The sequence below is a fragment of the Priestia sp. BR_2 genome, assembly GCF_041954005.1.
In the GTDB taxonomy this organism is placed as follows: domain Bacteria; phylum Bacillota; class Bacilli; order Paenibacillales; family Paenibacillaceae; genus Paenibacillus_AQ; species Paenibacillus_AQ lautus_A.
The window spans coordinates 30,189-46,844 of sequence record NZ_JAVFHM010000182.1 but is presented as its reverse complement, the minus strand read 5'-3'; the positions used below and the strand labels follow the sequence as shown (position 1 = coordinate 46,844).

24 protein-coding genes are annotated in these 16,656 nt (G+C 48.2%); 18 read left to right on the top strand and 6 right to left on the bottom strand.

Going from position 1 to position 16,656, the window contains the following annotated elements:
* The first annotated feature begins 11 nt into the window (after positions 1-11).
* Positions 12-848 carry a PIG-L deacetylase family protein gene (locus RB298_RS08965; RefSeq protein ID WP_096775941.1) on the top strand — a complete coding sequence of 279 codons (837 nt, stop codon included), beginning with the start codon at positions 12-14 and terminating at the stop codon, positions 846-848.
* An 80-nt stretch (positions 849-928) separates the two neighbouring features.
* On the opposite strand, the gene RB298_RS08960 is transcribed toward RB298_RS08965, so the two are convergent.
* A complete protein-coding gene (locus RB298_RS08960; RefSeq protein ID WP_277746510.1) occupies positions 929-1,735 on the bottom strand; it encodes a lipase family protein in 807 nt (268 codons plus the stop codon).
* Positions 1,736-1,987: 252 nt separating this feature from the next.
* Here RB298_RS08960 and RB298_RS08955 point away from each other — a divergent pair, with 252 nt between their 5' ends.
* The 14 genes from RB298_RS08955 to RB298_RS08890 all read left to right on the top strand — a co-directional run bounded on the left by RB298_RS08955 (position 1,988) and on the right by RB298_RS08890 (position 10,601).
* Positions 1,988-3,538, top strand: coding sequence for a tetratricopeptide repeat protein (locus RB298_RS08955; RefSeq protein ID WP_486046885.1), 1,551 nt, complete (start codon positions 1,988-1,990; stop codon positions 3,536-3,538).
* Between the two features lie 230 nt (positions 3,539-3,768).
* Positions 3,769-4,545 carry a glutamate racemase gene (gene murI / locus RB298_RS08950; protein ID WP_096775939.1) on the top strand — a complete coding sequence of 259 codons (777 nt, stop codon included), beginning with the start codon at positions 3,769-3,771 and terminating at the stop codon, positions 4,543-4,545.
* A 56-nt stretch (positions 4,546-4,601) separates the two neighbouring features.
* Positions 4,602-4,913 (top strand): hypothetical protein, encoded by a 312-nt coding sequence (locus RB298_RS08945; RefSeq protein WP_486046884.1) that lies wholly within the window; start codon positions 4,602-4,604, stop codon positions 4,911-4,913.
* Positions 4,914-4,947: 34 nt separating this feature from the next.
* Positions 4,948-5,103, top strand: a complete 156-nt coding sequence (locus tag RB298_RS08940; protein WP_486046883.1) for a hypothetical protein — start codon at positions 4,948-4,950, stop codon at positions 5,101-5,103.
* A gap of 24 nt (positions 5,104-5,127) precedes the next feature.
* Positions 5,128-5,700: a hypothetical protein gene (locus RB298_RS08935; protein WP_486046881.1), complete on the top strand. Its 573-nt coding sequence runs from the start codon at positions 5,128-5,130 to the stop codon at positions 5,698-5,700.
* 76 nt (positions 5,701-5,776) lie between these two features.
* The gene (locus RB298_RS08930; protein ID WP_090907886.1) at positions 5,777-6,259 is read left to right on the top strand and encodes an 8-oxo-dGTP diphosphatase; all 483 of its coding nucleotides are present in this window, start codon (positions 5,777-5,779) and stop codon (positions 6,257-6,259) included.
* Positions 6,260-6,301: 42 nt separating this feature from the next.
* Positions 6,302-6,853 carry an NUDIX hydrolase gene (locus RB298_RS08925; RefSeq protein ID WP_486046878.1) on the top strand — a complete coding sequence of 184 codons (552 nt, stop codon included), beginning with the start codon at positions 6,302-6,304 and terminating at the stop codon, positions 6,851-6,853.
* A 286-nt stretch (positions 6,854-7,139) separates the two neighbouring features.
* Positions 7,140-7,382 carry a hypothetical protein gene (locus tag RB298_RS08920; RefSeq protein WP_255250614.1) on the top strand — a complete coding sequence of 81 codons (243 nt, stop codon included), beginning with the start codon at positions 7,140-7,142 and terminating at the stop codon, positions 7,380-7,382.
* 25 nt (positions 7,383-7,407) lie between these two features.
* Positions 7,408-7,953, top strand: coding sequence for a hypothetical protein (locus RB298_RS08915; protein ID WP_486046876.1), 546 nt, complete (start codon positions 7,408-7,410; stop codon positions 7,951-7,953).
* Between the two features lie 40 nt (positions 7,954-7,993).
* The gene (locus RB298_RS08910) at positions 7,994-8,758 is read left to right on the top strand and encodes a Nif3-like dinuclear metal center hexameric protein (RefSeq protein WP_486046874.1); all 765 of its coding nucleotides are present in this window, start codon (positions 7,994-7,996) and stop codon (positions 8,756-8,758) included.
* A gap of 23 nt (positions 8,759-8,781) precedes the next feature.
* Positions 8,782-9,183, top strand: coding sequence for a class I SAM-dependent methyltransferase (locus tag RB298_RS08905; RefSeq protein ID WP_486046872.1), 402 nt, complete (start codon positions 8,782-8,784; stop codon positions 9,181-9,183).
* Positions 9,184-9,236: 53 nt separating this feature from the next.
* A complete protein-coding gene (locus tag RB298_RS08900) occupies positions 9,237-9,560 on the top strand; it encodes a hypothetical protein (protein ID WP_486046870.1) in 324 nt (107 codons plus the stop codon).
* 48 nt (positions 9,561-9,608) lie between these two features.
* Positions 9,609-10,010 (top strand): DUF1801 domain-containing protein, encoded by a 402-nt coding sequence (locus RB298_RS08895; RefSeq protein ID WP_486046868.1) that lies wholly within the window; start codon positions 9,609-9,611, stop codon positions 10,008-10,010.
* 156 nt (positions 10,011-10,166) lie between these two features.
* Positions 10,167-10,601 carry a GNAT family N-acetyltransferase gene (locus RB298_RS08890; protein WP_486046866.1) on the top strand — a complete coding sequence of 145 codons (435 nt, stop codon included), beginning with the start codon at positions 10,167-10,169 and terminating at the stop codon, positions 10,599-10,601.
* A 75-nt stretch (positions 10,602-10,676) separates the two neighbouring features.
* Here the strand turns inward: RB298_RS08890 and RB298_RS08885 are convergent, their stop codons facing one another.
* Entirely contained in the window at positions 10,677-11,180 is a 504-nt protein-coding gene (locus RB298_RS08885) for a VOC family protein (protein ID WP_096775931.1), read from the bottom strand.
* Between the two features lie 303 nt (positions 11,181-11,483).
* Between RB298_RS08885 and RB298_RS08880 the strand changes: the two genes are divergently transcribed.
* The 3 genes from RB298_RS08880 to RB298_RS08870 are packed head-to-tail and all read left to right on the top strand — an operon-like array spanning position 11,484 to position 13,434.
* On the top strand, positions 11,484-11,963 hold the full coding sequence (locus tag RB298_RS08880; protein ID WP_096775930.1) for an NUDIX hydrolase: 480 nt from the start codon (positions 11,484-11,486) through the stop codon (positions 11,961-11,963).
* A gap of 41 nt (positions 11,964-12,004) precedes the next feature.
* Complete coding sequence (locus tag RB298_RS08875; RefSeq protein ID WP_486046863.1) at positions 12,005-12,520, top strand: GrpB family protein; 516 nt, start codon at positions 12,005-12,007, stop codon at positions 12,518-12,520.
* 29 nt (positions 12,521-12,549) lie between these two features.
* Positions 12,550-13,434 carry a class I SAM-dependent methyltransferase gene (locus tag RB298_RS08870; RefSeq protein ID WP_486046861.1) on the top strand — a complete coding sequence of 295 codons (885 nt, stop codon included), beginning with the start codon at positions 12,550-12,552 and terminating at the stop codon, positions 13,432-13,434.
* A gap of 41 nt (positions 13,435-13,475) precedes the next feature.
* Here RB298_RS08870 and RB298_RS08865 read toward each other — a convergent pair whose 3' ends face one another.
* From RB298_RS08865 to RB298_RS08850, 4 genes are read right to left on the bottom strand one after another with little or no spacing between them, the layout of a single operon-like run.
* A complete protein-coding gene (locus tag RB298_RS08865) occupies positions 13,476-14,084 on the bottom strand; it encodes a response regulator transcription factor (protein WP_015736546.1) in 609 nt (202 codons plus the stop codon).
* Positions 14,081-15,187, bottom strand: a complete 1,107-nt coding sequence (locus RB298_RS08860; RefSeq protein WP_486046859.1) for a sensor histidine kinase — start codon at positions 15,185-15,187, stop codon at positions 14,081-14,083. Before RB298_RS08860 ends, RB298_RS08865 begins: the two co-directional genes overlap by 4 nt.
* Before the next feature lie 51 nt (positions 15,188-15,238).
* Positions 15,239-15,925 (bottom strand): ABC transporter permease, encoded by a 687-nt coding sequence (locus RB298_RS08855; RefSeq protein WP_452520412.1) that lies wholly within the window; start codon positions 15,923-15,925, stop codon positions 15,239-15,241.
* Positions 15,922-16,656, bottom strand: a complete 735-nt coding sequence (locus RB298_RS08850; protein ID WP_486046856.1) for an ABC transporter permease — start codon at positions 16,654-16,656, stop codon at positions 15,922-15,924. Before RB298_RS08850 ends, RB298_RS08855 begins: the two co-directional genes overlap by 4 nt.

The window sequence follows — 16,656 nt, the reverse complement described above, 5'->3', positions numbered from 1 at the left end:
GGAAGCAATAGATGTCCACTATTCTCAATGTGATTGTCATTGCAGCGCATCCCGATGAGCCCGAAATCTATGCAGGAGCGATCTCCGCAGCCTACGCAGAGATGGGCCATCGGGTGAAGTTCGTTACGTTAACCGATGGATGCTGCGGTCATCATGAAATGAGCGGGCAGGACCTGATCGACCGTCGTATACGGGAAGCCCATGAGGCTGCCCGGCATCTTGGGGTTCTGGAATATGTCGTTTTGCCCATACCCGATGGCGAATTGATGCCGACACCGGACGTACGCAAGGAAGTGATCCGTCAAATCCGCGGCTGGGAGGCAGATATCGTCATCACGTTCCATCCGGACGGTCCCGGCCATGTGGATAACCGAAATGCCGGGAAGGTCGTGCGGGATGCCGCAGATTTTGTGGCGAATGTACCTAATGCCGTGCCCGAAGTACCGTCATTAAAAAAATCCCCGATATACCTGCTGATGCCGGATTACGCGGCACGGGCGTCATATCAGCCGGATATGGTCATCGATGCCGGAGGCGTCATCGAGAAGAAATTGCTGGCCTGCGATGCCCATGCTTCCCAGTTTTACGAGTTTGCCCCTTGGCAGGGCGGTTTCTTGCATGCCGTACCGGATACGTGGGAAGAGAAGCGGGATTTTATTCTGAAGTTTTGGAATCGGTTTCTGCGCGTGTCGGACGAAATGCTGCCTACGCTTGCCAAGCTGTATGGTCAAGAGTATGCAGCCGGCGTACAATATGCCGAGCCTTTCGAAATTGCGGATTATGGCCGAAGACCGAATGACGCTGAAATGAAGGTATTGTTCCCGATGCTAACGGGTACTCGCGTGTAATCGATTCTCGGTTGAGCCATAAAAGAGCGGATTTCCTCTTCAGGGAAATCCGCTTTCTTTATATGACCCTCCAGATAAGCTTACACCTTCTCTATTGGTAATTCTGTGACGGGACAGAATCCGGGATTCGCCGAATTTAAAAGCTCGGCAAATGGCGGCTGGAGCTTGGCAAGCTCCGCATAATAACTGCTGATTACATGATTGCCGCTAACCGACCCATTCTGGAAGTTCAATGGCCAATGAGTATGGACGTGACTGTAATAGTATTTCTTTTCCCGTTTCGGCAGTTTGTAGATACTGGGCGGTGCATGAGTGACGACATCGAACAGGTTGGCTATACGAAAGCTGCTTCGAACATATTTGGCAAAGGCCTTGGCAAAATCGGGATCCCCTACGCGCGGTGATCCATAAGTGAATACATGGGGGGATTGGTGATCCGTGTTCGCGGCAACATCCACGGCGCACAAGGTGGCAAGTGCCCCTCCGAGACTATGGCCTGTAATGAACAAGGTCTTATCGACAGGCAATCTTGCAAGCGCCGACATGATCTGCCCGCGGGCGGAAGCGTAGATGCTGGTGAAGCCGCGGTGCGTGAGCGCGGGATCTTTGATGTATTTGAAGTTCTTTTGGGAGGCTATGGCATCCGTGATCCAATCCGTGGAGGACATGGTACCCCGAAAGGCGATTATAATCTCCTCCGGCGATTCAAGGATAAACCCGAAGCGTTCCGACACGCGGATCAAGGAATTCGCTTCAATGGTGTCGAACAGCGAGAAGTTTAGCGGAAGGACAAATGAGCCGTCCGTGCTGGTGAATTGTGTATAGGTTTGTCCGCAGATCGCCGCCAGGAAAATGGCCCATTGTTCTTGCTCCGTGCTCGCACCCATGTACATCCCGCCCTTCTGTTCTCCTACACTATATTAGGGAGAGGAAGGAAAGGTGCCTATTGCCCGTTGGTTTGTCAAACGGTTATCAACCGAAGGGAGTCCGCGGGATTTCCTGACTTTGAGGGTTTGGGAAGAACCAAGTTATATGGTACCATTCTATAGACATGGATTGGTCTTTGGTCTAACCGTGTAAAGGCATTCGAGGTTTCAGATTGTACTTATACGATACATAGAGAGCAGGGTTAAATAGAAATGACGGATAATAATCAACAACGCTTCCGTTTCAGTGAAGCACCCATCTGGGAACTACAGCGGACATATTATGAAGAACTGGGGATGAAGGCGTGGAATAATGATCAGGTCCCGCAGTATATTACGAGCAACCCCATGATTGCTACGGCTTACGCCGAAATGATATTCGGATTCCTTCGAGATCGCGCGGGTCGGGGCGATATCTTCGAACCCGTGACGATTCTGGAATTGGGCGCCGGAGCCGGACGCCTCGGTTACCATGTGCTGCACAAGCTGTGCGAGCTGAGAGATGATTCGGGGATAGCGCTGCCTCCTTTCCGCTATGTCATGACGGATTTGCCGATGAAAAATGTGACGGCATGGCAGCAGCATCCTGCCATGCAATCGTATATTGAGCAGGGACTGCTGGATTTCGGGAGGTTCGATGCCGTGCATGATACGGAATTGAACTTGGTAGTGTCGAAGACCACGATTCGTCCCGGAGACTTGAAGCAGCCGCTGCTGATCGTCGCCAATTATTTTTTTGACGGCATTCCGCAAGAATTGATCTACGTCGGGGAAGGCCAGATTTATGAGAGCGATGTGGTCATCGAATTTCCGGAGCAGCACCATAAGCTCAAGCCCGCTGAAGCGCTGGAACGCATGAAGCTGGCCTACGAGCACCGCCGGGAACCAAGATACGAAGAAGATACTTACCCTTATCGCGATGTGATTGCTCATTACCAGCAAGAACTGGAGGATTCGCATATCCTGTTTCCGGAGGTGGGCTTGACCTGCTTGGAACGTCTGAATCGGTTATCCACGTCAGGTTTCATGCTCCTCACGGCGGATAAAGGAGATCATCGCATCGATAATTGGAAATTCGCCGAGCCGCCGCAATTAATTTACCATGGCAGCTTTTCGCTAACGGCTAATTATCACGCGCTGCAGCATGTGTTCGAACAGCGAGGCGCACTGGCCATGTTCCCTACGCAGCATTATAAGAATATTAACGTCGGCTGCATTCTCATGCTGGAAGCACCGGCGAGTTATGCCAATACCCGGCTCGCTTACCGTCAATTCATCGAACGCTTCGGACCGGATGAATTCTTCAGTATGAAGGAATGGGTCGACCGGAATATTGAAAGCATGGGCTTGCAGCAAATTTTGTCCTTCTGGCGATTAGGCGGGTATGACGCCGAGTTCTTCATTCAGAGCGCGAAGCGCATCTCGAATCTGCTGCCGGAGGCCAATGACGAAGAAATGCTGGATATCCGTGCAGGCATCTTCAAGATGAGGTCATCGTATTATGTGATGGAACAGCGTTATGATCTGGCTCTGGACGCGGGACTGGTGCTGTTTGAGATGGATATGTACGAGGAGGCCAAGTTCTTCCTGAAGGAATCCGTGGACACGGATGAAGACGAGCCGGTGCCAACGGTATTATACTGTTTGGCGATCTGTTGTTACGAGCTTGGCCTGGACGAGGAGGCTCTGGAATATACGCGCGAGGCGCTCGTTCTGGAGCCCGATCATGAAGAGGCTTTGGCTTTGCTGAAATGCTTTGAGTAAATGGATTGCGTTTTTTTCATGATCATGAAGGAAGTTAATCATTCTTCCCTATGCAAAAGAACAACACATCAGACCCGGCCTCCCGAGATTCTTACTTGGCCGGGTCTGTTTATTTTGAAACGCTTAATGCTCAGATGGCTCTGCGCGTTTCCGGGAAGTGGAGTATAATGTATAAGGACATCGATTGCAATGATACGGACAGACCAACATATAACGACAGGTGAAAAACAATGAGAATAGCTTTTTTTGATTCAGGTTTAGGCGGTTTAACCGTGTTAAGGGCGGCTATGAAAAAGCTGCCCCATGAAGACTTTTTATTTTTTGCGGACACCCTCCATGTGCCATATGGCACCAAAGCTAAGGAAGACGTGAAAGCTTACATACATCAAGCGATGGAAACCATCATGCAGGAAGAGGTCAAAGCCATCGTCGTTGCGTGCAACACGGCTACAAGCATGGCGATCTCCGATTTAAGGAAGGCCTATCCGATTCCGGTTATCGGGATGGAGCCTGCCGTAAAGCCGGCTGTTGAAATTAACCGTGCCAGCGGGAAGCGAATCCTGGTGCTTGCCACGCCACTGACCCTGAAGGAGTCGAAGTATAAGGACCTGGTCCGGCGAGTCGATAGCATGCATATCGTGGATTCCCTGCCTTTACCGGAGCTGGTCGAGCACTGTGAGGCTTTGAATTTCGACCCCGAGATCATGAACGCATACTTCACGAAGAAGTTTGAAGCCTTTGATCTGAATGAGTATGGAACGATCGTTTTGGGCTGTACGCACTATCCTTTTTACAAAAGGATTTTGTCGGATCTGCTGCCGGATCATATCCGAATTATCGATGGCAGCGAAGGTACCGTGAACAGACTCATCCAAGTATTGAGCGGCCAGGATCTGCTCAGCTCCAGCGGGAGTCAGGATGTTAAGCTGCTAAATTCAAGCCAATCCGCGGAGTATACTCAGAAGATGGAGAAAGCGCTCAGCATATACAGGGAGATTGAGGGATAGGGAAACTGGAGGCCGACCGTTGAGTATAAGAAAAGATAAGCAGCGGAGGTGTTATAGTGACGACGATACCGGAAGATTTCACCTACTTAGAGCCCTGGGAAGACGAGACTTCGGATCGATTCGCGGATGAGTTATCTAAGGAAATTTCGAGCGAGCATATATTGTTTGGAGTACAAGTGAAGACACTAGCAAGAAGATGCGATCGGGATGATTTTTTGTTTTCTCTAATAGAACAACCGGGTACGTATGTGCAGGTGCATTTAACTTGGAAGCATGAAGAGTCGGCTGATTGGCCGAAGACCTTGTTATTCAGCAGCTTCGAAGACTGGGTGAATACATCGATGTTACCCGATAACAGGGATTATTAGTTCAATCATAAAATGGAAAGGATGCACGCTATCTATGATCGGTTTCATTGTGATTATCTTGATTGTCGGCTTGGCCGGGATTATCAGCAATCAATATTCTGCCCTGAGAAGAATGGAGCGCATGCAGCGTTCTCTGGATGAGCTTAATATGAGAATACGTGAAATGAATAATGATGAATCCAAGCGATAACCTATCAAACGGCAGGTGTATGATATGAACTCTTTTAATCAATCAAAAAAAGAAATCAGAACAACGTTTGAGATCGACTTGCTGCGCTTTGCCCAAGCGAAAGAACCTACAAAACCGCCTCGCCCCTGGACGGCTGAGGTCATCATTCCGGCTTCCGGATGCATCGCTTGCGGTTGGGATGCCGATGAGAATCTGGTTCTGATCAGCAGCTCCGGTTACAGTTTGACGCAGGCCATAACCGGAACCGTCATTCACAGAGACCGGGATTCCGACCTAACGGAAGATCATATGAGCGGAGACCACTTAAGTTTTCGTATTCCGCTCAGCGGACAGGACATTTCGATTTTTGGATTTGAGTCGGGGGATGGGATTCACGCAACAAACGATGGCTGGATGCTGGAAGTCATTCATCCTTGGTGGCCAAGGGCTTCCGTTATTTTGGACCAGGTGTTCGTCCCTAATTATGAGTATCTGAAGCAAGCCACGATGATTGATTTGAACCGGCTGGACGGAAAAATAAAATGTGGTTTTTCACCGTCGGGCAAACACTTCGTTATTTTGGGGTCTGGCGGTGCGCTTTTGTATTCGAGGGAATAAATGAGATCCATTACCTGACGTTCTTGTATCCAATTTACATAGTGACGGATTGCTGATCCGCTCAAGGAGAAATGAAATGACAAAGCCGCAAATAACCTATGGCATGTATACAATGTGCATGATTCGGAATGACGACAAGGTTTTGCTTATTAATCGTCCGGACCAGCTCGGTTTTCCCGGTTACCTTGGGCCTGGAGGAAAAGTGGAGTTCCCGGAGAGCCTATCGGAAGGTGCAATTCGTGAGGTTTATGAAGAAACCGGGCTGATTGTTAACAACCTGGAGTATAAAGGCATAGATGAGTATGTGGTTCCCCAGACGAATTATCGTTACATGGTATTTAACTATTTGACAGATTCTTACGAAGGTGAACTCTTAGCGAATCCGCCAGAAGGGGAGCTCGTTTGGGTACCGATTCAAGAAGCGATGGATTTACCTATGCAGCCCTGGTTCAAACGAAGATTCCCCCTTTACTTTGAAGAGGGGACTTTTGAAATCTCCATTGTCTGGGATGAAGATGGACAGAAGCCGATCGAAGAGAAAATCAGAAATTTACGATGATATGATGGATTGCGGTGTAACCAGAATGGGAGAAAACAATCGATGATGAAATACAATATTTGTTTCGTTCGACGCGGTGATGGGATTTTATTATTAAACCGTGATAGAGCACCATGGATGGGATGTTGGAATGGAGTGGGGGGCAAGCTTGAATATAACGAGGCGCCCAGAGACTCCATGATACGTGAGCTGTATGAGGAGACGAACATTCGGGATAAGGATTGCCGATTAACCTTCAAAGGCCTTGTCACTTGGACATCGGAAGGCAAGAGCTTGGGAGGAATGTACCTTTATCTTGCCGAAGTACCTGAGGACTACATTTATGAGACCCCAATAAAGACGGACGAGGGCATTTTGGATTGGAAATCCACGCAATGGATTCTGACTGCAGGAAATGCCGGAATCGCAGCCAATATCCCTAAGTCGCTCGAGCTGATATTGGATGATCCGAATTGTTACGAACATCATTGTACGTATAAGGATGGTAAACTACTGCAGCACACATCGGTTGAGATAAGTTCTATGGTTGAAACGAACGAGGAGATAAGAGCCGAATTATTTAAGAAATATCTAGAAGAACAGGTTAGGTATTAACCTGGCATAAATCTATCACACCACATGACCCGACTCAGATTGGAATGATCTTAGGCGGGTTTTGTTGTTATATGCGGGAGGAATCATGCGAATTAAAAATATGTTTTTACTCGTTTTACTGCTTCTGGTTGCATGCTCTCCGGTCGAAGAATCCGTCTCGGCTAAAGCTTCGACACCCACAAACGAACAAGCGGACGCTGTAGACCTTCAGGCTAAGATATTAAAAGTATCTACAGATTTGCCATATGATTCGAATTGGTGGGTTGTATCTAGGGATACCCATAGGATGACCATCCATGTTGAGGCAGAACATATAGAGTCGGTTCTGTTCTGGGTAGCGCCAACGGGTACAGAAACTTGGAAGGAAAGGGAGCTTATCGGTTATGACATCGACGGATCGGATGGGTGGTCGTTATCCTGGGAGTTTGGCAACCGGAAATTCCACGATCATATCGCTGTTCAAGCTTTAGGCATGGACGGCCGTACGCTGGCTAACGAGAGCATCAATGTACATACACTCGAAGAATGAAAAAATTTTGAAGGTGCTGAATGGTTTGAAAAAATGGATCGTTCCAACCATCATGGTTTTCTCGATTTTTTTGATTTTGTCTTATAAGTGGTATACACATCCGAGACAAATTGTTCAAAACATAGAAGCAGTAGAGTTTCAATTAGGAAAGAATGCGGACCAGGCGATCATGCCGGTTCGTATCGAGATCGATGGTTATCTGGCACGGTCCATCACTGGAGAGAAGCGTTTTGACGGCTCAATCAAACTATTTAGCGATGACAAACGACTTACAGACGAGAAAAGTTATACCCAAATCGTATTTAATCTAAGTGGGGGAGGAGTCCTGGTCTATGATGAAACAGCCAATGGAGTTCCTAAACTGAATTCATATGGATTGATTTTTATCGATAAGGATTTTAGCAGCGTAGCTATAGCCAAACATGTAACCGAGAATGGAGAAACAAATACAAAGTCGTGGGAGGCCACACGTGGGATGATGATTGCCGGACCGGCTAGCAGCAGAGAGGAGGGGCTGCGTGTATCCAATACTTTGATGGCTGACTTTTTAAAGGTGGTAACATTAGATTGAGGTTTACCAGGTGGATCCAGCTTACCGAGGGAGGAGTAAAGTGGATACGATACAATTCAAATCCTATATCCATGAGCTTTTCGGCACGTTATTGAATGATTTTGAGGAAGACGACGAGTATGGCTACCATCTTTTTTCATCGAACCACTATCTACGGATAGGCTACGCCACCAATCTGACACCGGAGGTTGTCCAACAAGCGGCAGTCGAAAAGGTCGATCTGATTATCACGCATCATGATGCATGGAGCTTCGTGTACGGGATGAAGGAACGGTGTTTAGAGTTGCTGCAGGATCATGACATCGCTCATTTCTATATCCATCTTCCCTTGGATTATGCCGAGTTCGGAACCTGCAATTCGTTGCTGCGTGAATTGGGGGCGGAACATATTGTCCAATCATCCCGGCATATGGAGGGGAATAGCTCGATAGGTATCGGAGAACTGGAGTCTCCGGTCTCGATGGAAGAGCTTGTAGAAACCATGTCCTCCGCTTTGGGCGAACACGTGTTTTATCAGCAGAATAGCAATAAACCTGTTCAAAGGATCGGCATGATAACCGGAGCAGGTAACGGCACGAATCAATTGAAAGAGGCCTTGGACCATGGCTGCGATGTTTACATTACCGGGGAAAAAACGCTCTATACGGTTCAATATGCCAGGTTCGTCGGATTGAATCTCATCGTGGGCAGTCATACGTTTACCGAAATTTTCGGCGTACGATCGCTCGCCCAGAAGCTGCAGGAAAGGTATCCAGATGTGGAAGTTATCCAGTTGTACGAGGAGCATATGGAAGTAGTGAACTAAAAAGCGCATCGGAGGGATAACGGTTGAAGGACTCCAGCTTTGATTTTTACGAAGAACTTGCGGATACGTATCATTTGATTTTTGAGGATTGGCATGAAGCGGTAAGATGGCAGGGTGAATTCTTCAATCGGTTTATTCGTTCGTTACATGACGAGAACCCTGAGGCTCGGTTCCATCTCCTGGACGCATCATGCGGAATAGGGACGCAGGCTTTGGGATTGGCACGGCATGATTTTGTCGTAACGGCTACGGATTTGAGTCCCAAGTCGGTGGAGCGGGCCAGAAAGGAAGCCGAGAAGCTGGGGATTCCCATTGATTTTGGAATCGCCGATTTTCGGTCTCTAGAGCAAGATATTGCTGGGCAATTCGATGTCGTTTGTCTGCTGACAATGCGATCCCTCATTTATTGTCAGATGAGGAGCTAAGACAGGCATGCCGCAACCTGTATGCCAAACTTCGTAACGAGGGTCTGCTTGTAGTGTCCATTCGGGACTACGACGCTATTATTCAGAACCGCCAGTGTGCAACGGTTCCACGAATCTTGGATGAAGGAAAACGTATGGTTTTTCAAGTTTGGGACTGGGCGGAAGGTGGATATCACTATGTGACGAACCAATTTATTATGCAAGAAATCGATGGAGCATGGCATACCCAAGTCAACAGCACATCCTATAGAGCATTATTGCGATCAGAATTAAGCAGTTTGCTGGCGGAAGCGGGACTCATCGATATCCAGTGGCACATGCCTTCAGATTCGGGCTTTTATCAGCCGATCGTTACGGCAAGGAAGCCAGGAGCATAGACCAATAAGGCAGGATGAGTTAATCCAGTATATAAGGAGGCGTTAAGGATGGCACAATTGCGGGGTCAAGAACAAGTCGAGGAGTATCTTCATCAACTTGAGCATCCCTTGAAAAAAGAAATCGAGGAGGTCCGAAGCTTCATCCTGAGTGTTGATGATCGAATCACGGAACATATCAAATGGAATGCACCCAGCTTTTGCGTTCAGGGCGAAGACCGGATCACCTTGAATTTGCAGGGGAAGGGTTTCATTCGGTTGATTTTTCATTGTGGAGCCAAGGTAAAGGACCATGATATAAAGGGAACACTGACTGAGGATGCGGCGGGGTTATTGGAATGGGCGTCGCATGATCGGGCCATCGTGAAAATCGTTGATACAGACGATTTGGAGCAAAAGAAGGAACAGTTAAAAGCCGTTATTGCTAGATGGATTGAAGTGACGAGTGGATGACTAGTAGAGTGTCGAAGTTTACTCTGGAAATTGAGTTCGAATCTAAAGCGAATGAGGCCATTTATAACAGATGGTTGTCAAAGGAACATGGAATTACGTGCGTAAATACTGGAATTGAACATACAGTCGAAAGGCTCAAGAGGGAGATTAAACAACATGATCATTCATGAAGTTACCGATCTCCGTGCCGTAAATCTTACCGAACTCTTGACTGAAAGCCAGGAAGAAGGATTCAGGAATATCCATCGATTAGTGCATGAGTATCATAAGGGTATCAATACCTTTCATCATGAGAATGAAGCCTTGTTTGAATGTCGAGTTGGCCATAGAGTCATCGGCATCTGCGGGTTAAATCGGGATCCGTATGCGAACGGAAGCATAGGCAGGATCCGCCGATTATATGTACTAAAGGAATTCCGGAGTCAAAGAGTCGGGAGAAGGCTGGTTGAAGCTGTGATTCGTATGGCGAGCAGCCATTATACGAAACTCGTATTAAAAACAGACAATCCCAAGGCGTCTGCATTTTATAAGAATCTAGGTTTTCGGGAAATTGCCGACGGTGGATTGGTCACGCATGAACTTGTGCTATGATGTAATCATGGTTGCCCCGTCTCAAATGGATATAACATTCAAGCATAAAAAAGGCTGCCATGAAGGCAGCCTTCCCTATCCTTCATAGGCTTGCTGTAGCGTTTGCATATCGATTTTTGATTTCGTTTGGAGTAAGGCCTTCATGACGCGTTCCGATTTAGCCGGATCGGGATCGGTTATCATTTCGTTTAAGTTAGCCGGAACGATCTGCCACGATACGCCGAACTTGTCCTTCAGCCAACCGCATACTTGCGCTTTTTCGTCACCGCCTTCGGCCAGTTTCTCCCAATAGTAGTCAATTTCTTCTTGCGAATCGCAATGCACAATAAACGAAATAGCTTCGTTGAATTTGAAATGCGGACCGCCGTTGAGCGCAACAAAATGTTGTCCCTCTAATTGAAATTCCACCGTCATTATAGCTCCTTCGGCGAATGGCGAGTGATCGTTGCGTTCTGCGCCGTATCGCGTAAATCGTTCGATCCCCGAGTTTTTGAAAATCGAAACGTAATGCTGCGCTGCCTCCTCGGCTTGGTGATCAAACCACAAGTTAGGGGATATCTTCTGGACTCTATTCTTCATCATCCCAACTCCTTCATCACAGTTACTAGAATGTAATGTCATTGTATCAAATCACTCGGATCATGATTTCTTACCGATTGCGATCTATTCCTGCCGATCATGAATTTCGGATAACAACGGGCAGATTTGCGTTCGGGGAAAAATAGTCCTTTTCCATTTGGAGGAAGATAAAGGTAAAGCTCATGCCCGTGGTGAAGAAGTAGCAGTATATATTTATGAAGCTATCTTTCTAGGATACGCTAACGAATTCTAACGGGTCTTGTCATAGTTTGTGGGATATCTTATCTATCGGAGGCTGTTGTCATGATGATGCCAACGCATATTGTTGCCGTAGGCGGCGTGGTTGAGAATGAACGCGGAGAAATTCTATTGGTGAAGGATCGTAACGGATGGGTGTTTCCGGGAGGACAGGTGGAGGCCGGAGAGAATCTCGTGGATGCGCTGATTAGGGAGATCAAAGAAGAGAGCGGGATCGAGACCATTATATCTCATCTGATCGGCGTCTATTCCAATACTTCAACCTATCCGGGACACAGCGGAGTTGCCGTGGTTCCAACGAAAGTGATGATGGATTTCGTGTGTAAGCCTACGGGCGGCGAGCTGAGGACTTCGGAAGAAACGACGGACTGTCGTTGGATCCATAAGGATGAAGTGCTTCAATACATTACGGCCCCGGCCATTCGTACGCGTTTCCAGGCTTATTTGGATTTTAACCGAGCCCTTGTCTATATGGAATATATCACGAAACCGGAGTTTGAAATTAAACTGAGACGGAATATATAAGCATTCGAGGTTTGCTATCTGCTATCGAAAGGAAACGTCCCATGGAAGAAGTGATTGTCACACCATACAACCCGGACTGGAAAGATGAGTACAACCTGGAAAAAGCGAAAATTGAGTCGGCACTGAAAGGCCTCGACGTTCACATGGAACATATCGGGAGCACGTCCGTTTCGGGTTTAGGGTCCAAACCGACCATCGATATGATGGCTGGCGTTCTTAGCCTAGAGGAAGTCGATGAGCATTACATTGAGAATCTGGCTGGGATCGGCTACGAATATGTTGTTAAACCGGAGTTCCCGGAGCGGCTGTTCTTTCGAAGAGGGCAATGGCGGGCAGGAACGCATCATCTGCATATTTACAAGTACCAGGGCCAACAGTGGATTGGCCAGATTTTATTCAGGGAGTATTTAAAGAAACATCCGGAAATAAAGGATCGATATTATGCTTTGAAAAAAGCACTCGAAAATCAATATAAACACGACCGCGTAGCCTATACGAACGGCAAGGCTGATTTCATTCGTGAAGTGATCCGTAAGGCAAGGCTGGAACAGAGTTAGAATCCTGATGCAGAGAGGACGTAAAGAGGATGTCCGAATATTACTGGGATTCCAAAATCGAATACCTGAGGAATACCAGATGGTTATATTACAATGACGACTATCTGGAGTTTTTGGTTAAGAACGTCTGGAAAATGAATACGCCCATTAACATGGTGGATTACGGTTGTGGTTATGGGTATCTAGCATTAAAGCTTCTCCCGCTTTTACCCGATGGGTCAACCTACACAGGTATAGACAAAGGTGAAGATTTGATCAAGGAAGCAAGGGGAATCTTTGACAAGCTGCCATATTCCGTTGAATTGATTCAAGGGGATATCGAAGAAATCCAGGTGCATCGGCAGTACGACATTGCGCTCTGTCACGCGTTTCTATTACATATGAAGAATCCCCGAGATATCCTTCAAAAAATGATCGGCAGTGTGCGGAACGGCGGCCGGGTCATTTGTTTTGAGCCCCATTGGATCGCCAATGCGGCGAATTTTGGCTTCGATGATGGATTGTTGCATTCCGAAGTGGTCCGTCTAGGCGTATTACAGAAGCTGTATGAGGGGGACGCCAGCCGCAGCGGCAAAGACGGGAACATCGGCATGAAGCTCCCTATTCTTCTAAGTCAGCTGGGGTTACGGAATGTTGAATGTCGAGTAAGCGATAAAGTGAATTTTTTGGATCGGCATATGGACGATGCTAGCAAAGAACGGCTGTATCAATCCCTAAGAGAAGAGGGGATTGGGCAAGAGCCCGATGAACCTTCAATGACAATGGAGCAACTGGTACGGAGAGGTTTAACAGCGGAGGAAGCACAAGCCCAATATGCTGCTGAACTCAAGCTGTTCCAGAAGTTTGATAGCGATTCGTGGCTGACTTACGCGCCGAATATGAAGATTTCTTTTGGCACGGTTAGTCGAGAATAAACGTACGTAAGGAGCCCTATGAAAATGGGATGGGTAAGACATCACAACGACTGCCTCCAATAATAGATCGCCAATTGGGTTCTGTCCCGGAGCTCCAGCTTATCCAGAATGATCGAGAGGGTATTGCGCACGGTTCCTTCGCTGATAAACAATTGCTCGGCAATTTCCCGATTCGAGCAGCCTAAGGCTACCAGCTCAAGAATATCGTTTTCCCGCGGGGTAAGGTCGGAACGATTCTCTTTTTCGGGCAGCATCAAGGTCTTCAGCACATTGGCATCCACAACGGAACTGCCGGAGGCCAAAGCACGAAGCTGTTGTGCCATACTGGAGACCTGCGTCGACTTCAGCATATACCCTTCGGCTCCGGCTAGCAGCGCCAGGCGGATACTATGCTCATCTTGAAACGTGGTCAGCATCATAATCTGCACTTGGGGCCATTTTTGCTTGATTTGCCTTGCCGCTTGGATTCCGTCCATACCAGGCATCCGAATATCCATGAGGACGATGTCCGGCAGGACCTCTTCACAGCATTGAATGGCTGCTGCGCCGTCATTCGCAGTCGCCGTCACTTCCATATCCGCTTCTCTGGATAGAAGCAGCCGGAGACTCTGACATACTAATGGATCATCATCCACAATGAGAATGTTCATCGAATGCCCTCCTTTTCCATAGGTAATACGCAGACCAATTGAAAGCCGCTGGATGTATTGGTGGAGATGCTCCCGCCTGCCGCCTGGGCTCTTTGCCTTAGGTTGCGGAGTCCGGTTCCAGGCAGCGAGGAGGAATCCAAAACGCCGTCATTTTGGACGCTTAACCGCACGATATGTTCATTGACGTCCAACGATACTTCAACGTGTTTGGCTTTGGAATGACGCACCGCATTGGTCAAGGCTTCCTTGAGGCAAGCATTCAGGATGACCCACAGATGGGCAGCTATACGGGATGTATCTCCATAAATTTGCAGCTGTACAGGCATCGCTTTGAAATTGCGGCAGATCTCCTCCAGGCTCCGAATGCCGATCGCTTGGACAGGCTGCATATTATGGACCGTTTCCCGCAGCTCCAGGGCACTGCTCGACAAACGCATCTGGGCTTGAGCAAACATGTCTTCCGCTTGCGGGTCATTCTCCCTCCATAATGTTTCAAAAGCTTGAAAGGCTAACAACGCGGCTGTTAATTCATGGCCGACCTCATCGTGCAGCTTCTGGGAGATTCGATGACGCTCTCTCAGCTCTGCAAGCTGAGCCGTTTGGACATTGGCCATGAGCAGCTCACCTTTCAATATTTCCAATTCGTAGCGATCGCGACGCTCCTGATCTGCCTCCAATCGATACTGATGGATTTGCTTGGACCAACAAAAAACGATCCACCCCGCAAATGAAGCTTGAACGAGCATGAGAAGAAGCGGGAGGTCCGGATCGACATAGCCGATGACAAGCGCTGCCAGGATGGGCAGGGAAAACAGCGGTTTACCGGCAAGCATGGTTTCAAATAGCGGCAGAGCCAGTCCGAAGCCGGCCTCCGGCCAGTATGGAATGATGGACATGCATAGAATCTGGTCGACCAGTGTTGTCCATGAAGGAAGGGAAAACCGCCATCGGGCTATTGCCAGGATCGCTAAGGCGAAGACCAGGACGAACCCTTCGGTCCCGGCATCTCCCATAAACCACAGAGCGGCCAGAAGCAGCAGGGCAAACATTCTCCAAATCACGACCGCTATGCTTGGGGACCACGAATCGGTATAGCTTCTCATGAAAACCTCCCATGGCATACGTACTCTTTTCCCCATATCGTAACATATTTTTCAAGCCAGTTTCCTTCGGCTGCCAACCAGCATAAAAGCGATCGCAAACAACAGCAGGATCCCGAGCGGAGTGAGTTGTTCCGCGAACAAGCCTCCGTTCTTAGCAAGCATGATTCCCTCATGGAACCAATAGGTAGGGGATAACATGGCGATTTTCTGCAGGGATGCAGGCATAGCCTGAATGGGAAATAAGGTTCCTCCGAGCACGGCCATGATCAAGATGATTCCCAGCATAACGGCTGTAGAAGATTCAGGCTGGCGGAACATGGAGCACCACGCGAGAGAGAAGCTAATCGCGGTGACCGAGAACACGCTGAACATGCAGAAGAGTTGAATCAGACTGCCAAAAACATCGGCATGCAGCAACCAGGCGCTGAATGTGACCACGGCGCTTTGTCCTACGAGCAGCAGAGCGAAAGCAAGCAGATTCTGCGATAAATACTTGAAGTGGGTCACAGGTGCAACGCCGATCCGGGTCATCATTTTATTCTTCCGATCCTCCATGATCATATGAACGAGTTTGGAGGCACAGAATAACAGCAGGATTCCATAGAAGTGATACCCCAGCGGTAAGCCATGCCAACCGCCCACCGGGAGGACAACGACGGCTGCGGGAAGGCCTAACAGCAAGATAAGGTTGGGCAAGCTGCGTACGCTCCGGATGAGCGCGAAGTTAAATATCGTCAAGCGAGCTTCCTCCTCCCAAGCCATGCGCTGATCATCATGCATATCACGGTTAAGGCTAACAGCAATAGTATGCTTAGGTACGCTGTCCCTTGCCCGCCATCGACAAGCATCTCCAGGACGGCCATCTTTCCGAGGGATACCGGATTCCCATAGGACGACATGAACTCAAAGAAACGGTGATCCGGGAGAGGAAACATTAATCCGGTTAAGATGATGAAGCCGATTCCAAGGACTTCAGATATCCTTTCAGCCAATTTTATGTTATGGATGGATAATGTCAGCAGCAGATGTACGGACTGCGCAAAGAAGGAAAAAATAATTAATACCAGTAAGACCCAGCCCAGCGATCCCCACGCTATCCCGAACACCCAGGTTGTGAATAGCACTAAGACCAACCCTTGCAAAGTGCTGAAGAGCGTGCAGGCAAGAATAAGAGAGCTTGAATACACCGTTACGTTAATAGGGAGCGAATAGATTCTCCATTTCCGGGTTTTAAGTAAATCGATATCCAAATAACTCATCAAATACGTGCCGCCAAAAAACTGAACGCCCATAATGGTCGTAACGGCCATCAAGTCCAGCGGAGGAACCCCCTTCATGCCTTCATAGGGTCCAATAACGACACCCAGCACGGTAATGACGACCAGTGGCAGGCCCACCAGAAGCAGCTGCCCGATGGGTTCGCGTATCAGGCGCAGCAAGGAGAAGTACGTCATTCTGAATATAAGCAT

What these genes read in the sequence shown, in the direction of transcription:
- RB298_RS08965 (WP_096775941.1), top strand. Translation starts at nt 12, where the DNA reads ATGTCCACTATTCTCAATGTGATTGTCATTGCAGCGCATCCCGATGAG.
- RB298_RS08960 (WP_277746510.1), bottom strand. Translation starts at nt 1,735, where the DNA reads ATGGGTGCGAGCACGGAGCAAGAACAATGGGCCATTTTCCTGGCGGCG.
- RB298_RS08955 (WP_486046885.1), top strand. Translation starts at nt 1,988, where the DNA reads ATGACGGATAATAATCAACAACGCTTCCGTTTCAGTGAAGCACCCATC.
- murI (WP_096775939.1), top strand. Translation starts at nt 3,769, where the DNA reads ATGAGAATAGCTTTTTTTGATTCAGGTTTAGGCGGTTTAACCGTGTTA.
- RB298_RS08940 (WP_486046883.1), top strand. Translation starts at nt 4,948, where the DNA reads ATGATCGGTTTCATTGTGATTATCTTGATTGTCGGCTTGGCCGGGATT.
- RB298_RS08935 (WP_486046881.1), top strand. Translation starts at nt 5,128, where the DNA reads ATGAACTCTTTTAATCAATCAAAAAAAGAAATCAGAACAACGTTTGAG.
- RB298_RS08930 (WP_090907886.1), top strand. Translation starts at nt 5,777, where the DNA reads ATGACAAAGCCGCAAATAACCTATGGCATGTATACAATGTGCATGATT.
- RB298_RS08925 (WP_486046878.1), top strand. Translation starts at nt 6,302, where the DNA reads ATGATGAAATACAATATTTGTTTCGTTCGACGCGGTGATGGGATTTTA.
- RB298_RS08920 (WP_255250614.1), top strand. Translation starts at nt 7,140, where the DNA reads ATGACCATCCATGTTGAGGCAGAACATATAGAGTCGGTTCTGTTCTGG.
- RB298_RS08895 (WP_486046868.1), top strand. Translation starts at nt 9,609, where the DNA reads ATGGCACAATTGCGGGGTCAAGAACAAGTCGAGGAGTATCTTCATCAA.
- RB298_RS08890 (WP_486046866.1), top strand. Translation starts at nt 10,167, where the DNA reads ATGATCATTCATGAAGTTACCGATCTCCGTGCCGTAAATCTTACCGAA.
- RB298_RS08885 (WP_096775931.1), bottom strand. Translation starts at nt 11,180, where the DNA reads ATGAAGAATAGAGTCCAGAAGATATCCCCTAACTTGTGGTTTGATCAC.
- RB298_RS08880 (WP_096775930.1), top strand. Translation starts at nt 11,484, where the DNA reads ATGATGATGCCAACGCATATTGTTGCCGTAGGCGGCGTGGTTGAGAAT.
- RB298_RS08875 (WP_486046863.1), top strand. Translation starts at nt 12,005, where the DNA reads ATGGAAGAAGTGATTGTCACACCATACAACCCGGACTGGAAAGATGAG.
- RB298_RS08870 (WP_486046861.1), top strand. Translation starts at nt 12,550, where the DNA reads ATGTCCGAATATTACTGGGATTCCAAAATCGAATACCTGAGGAATACC.
- RB298_RS08865 (WP_015736546.1), bottom strand. Translation starts at nt 14,084, where the DNA reads ATGAACATTCTCATTGTGGATGATGATCCATTAGTATGTCAGAGTCTC.
- RB298_RS08860 (WP_486046859.1), bottom strand. Translation starts at nt 15,187, where the DNA reads ATGAGAAGCTATACCGATTCGTGGTCCCCAAGCATAGCGGTCGTGATT.
- RB298_RS08850 (WP_486046856.1), bottom strand. Translation starts at nt 16,656, where the DNA reads ATGCTTATATTCAGAATGACGTACTTCTCCTTGCTGCGCCTGATACGC.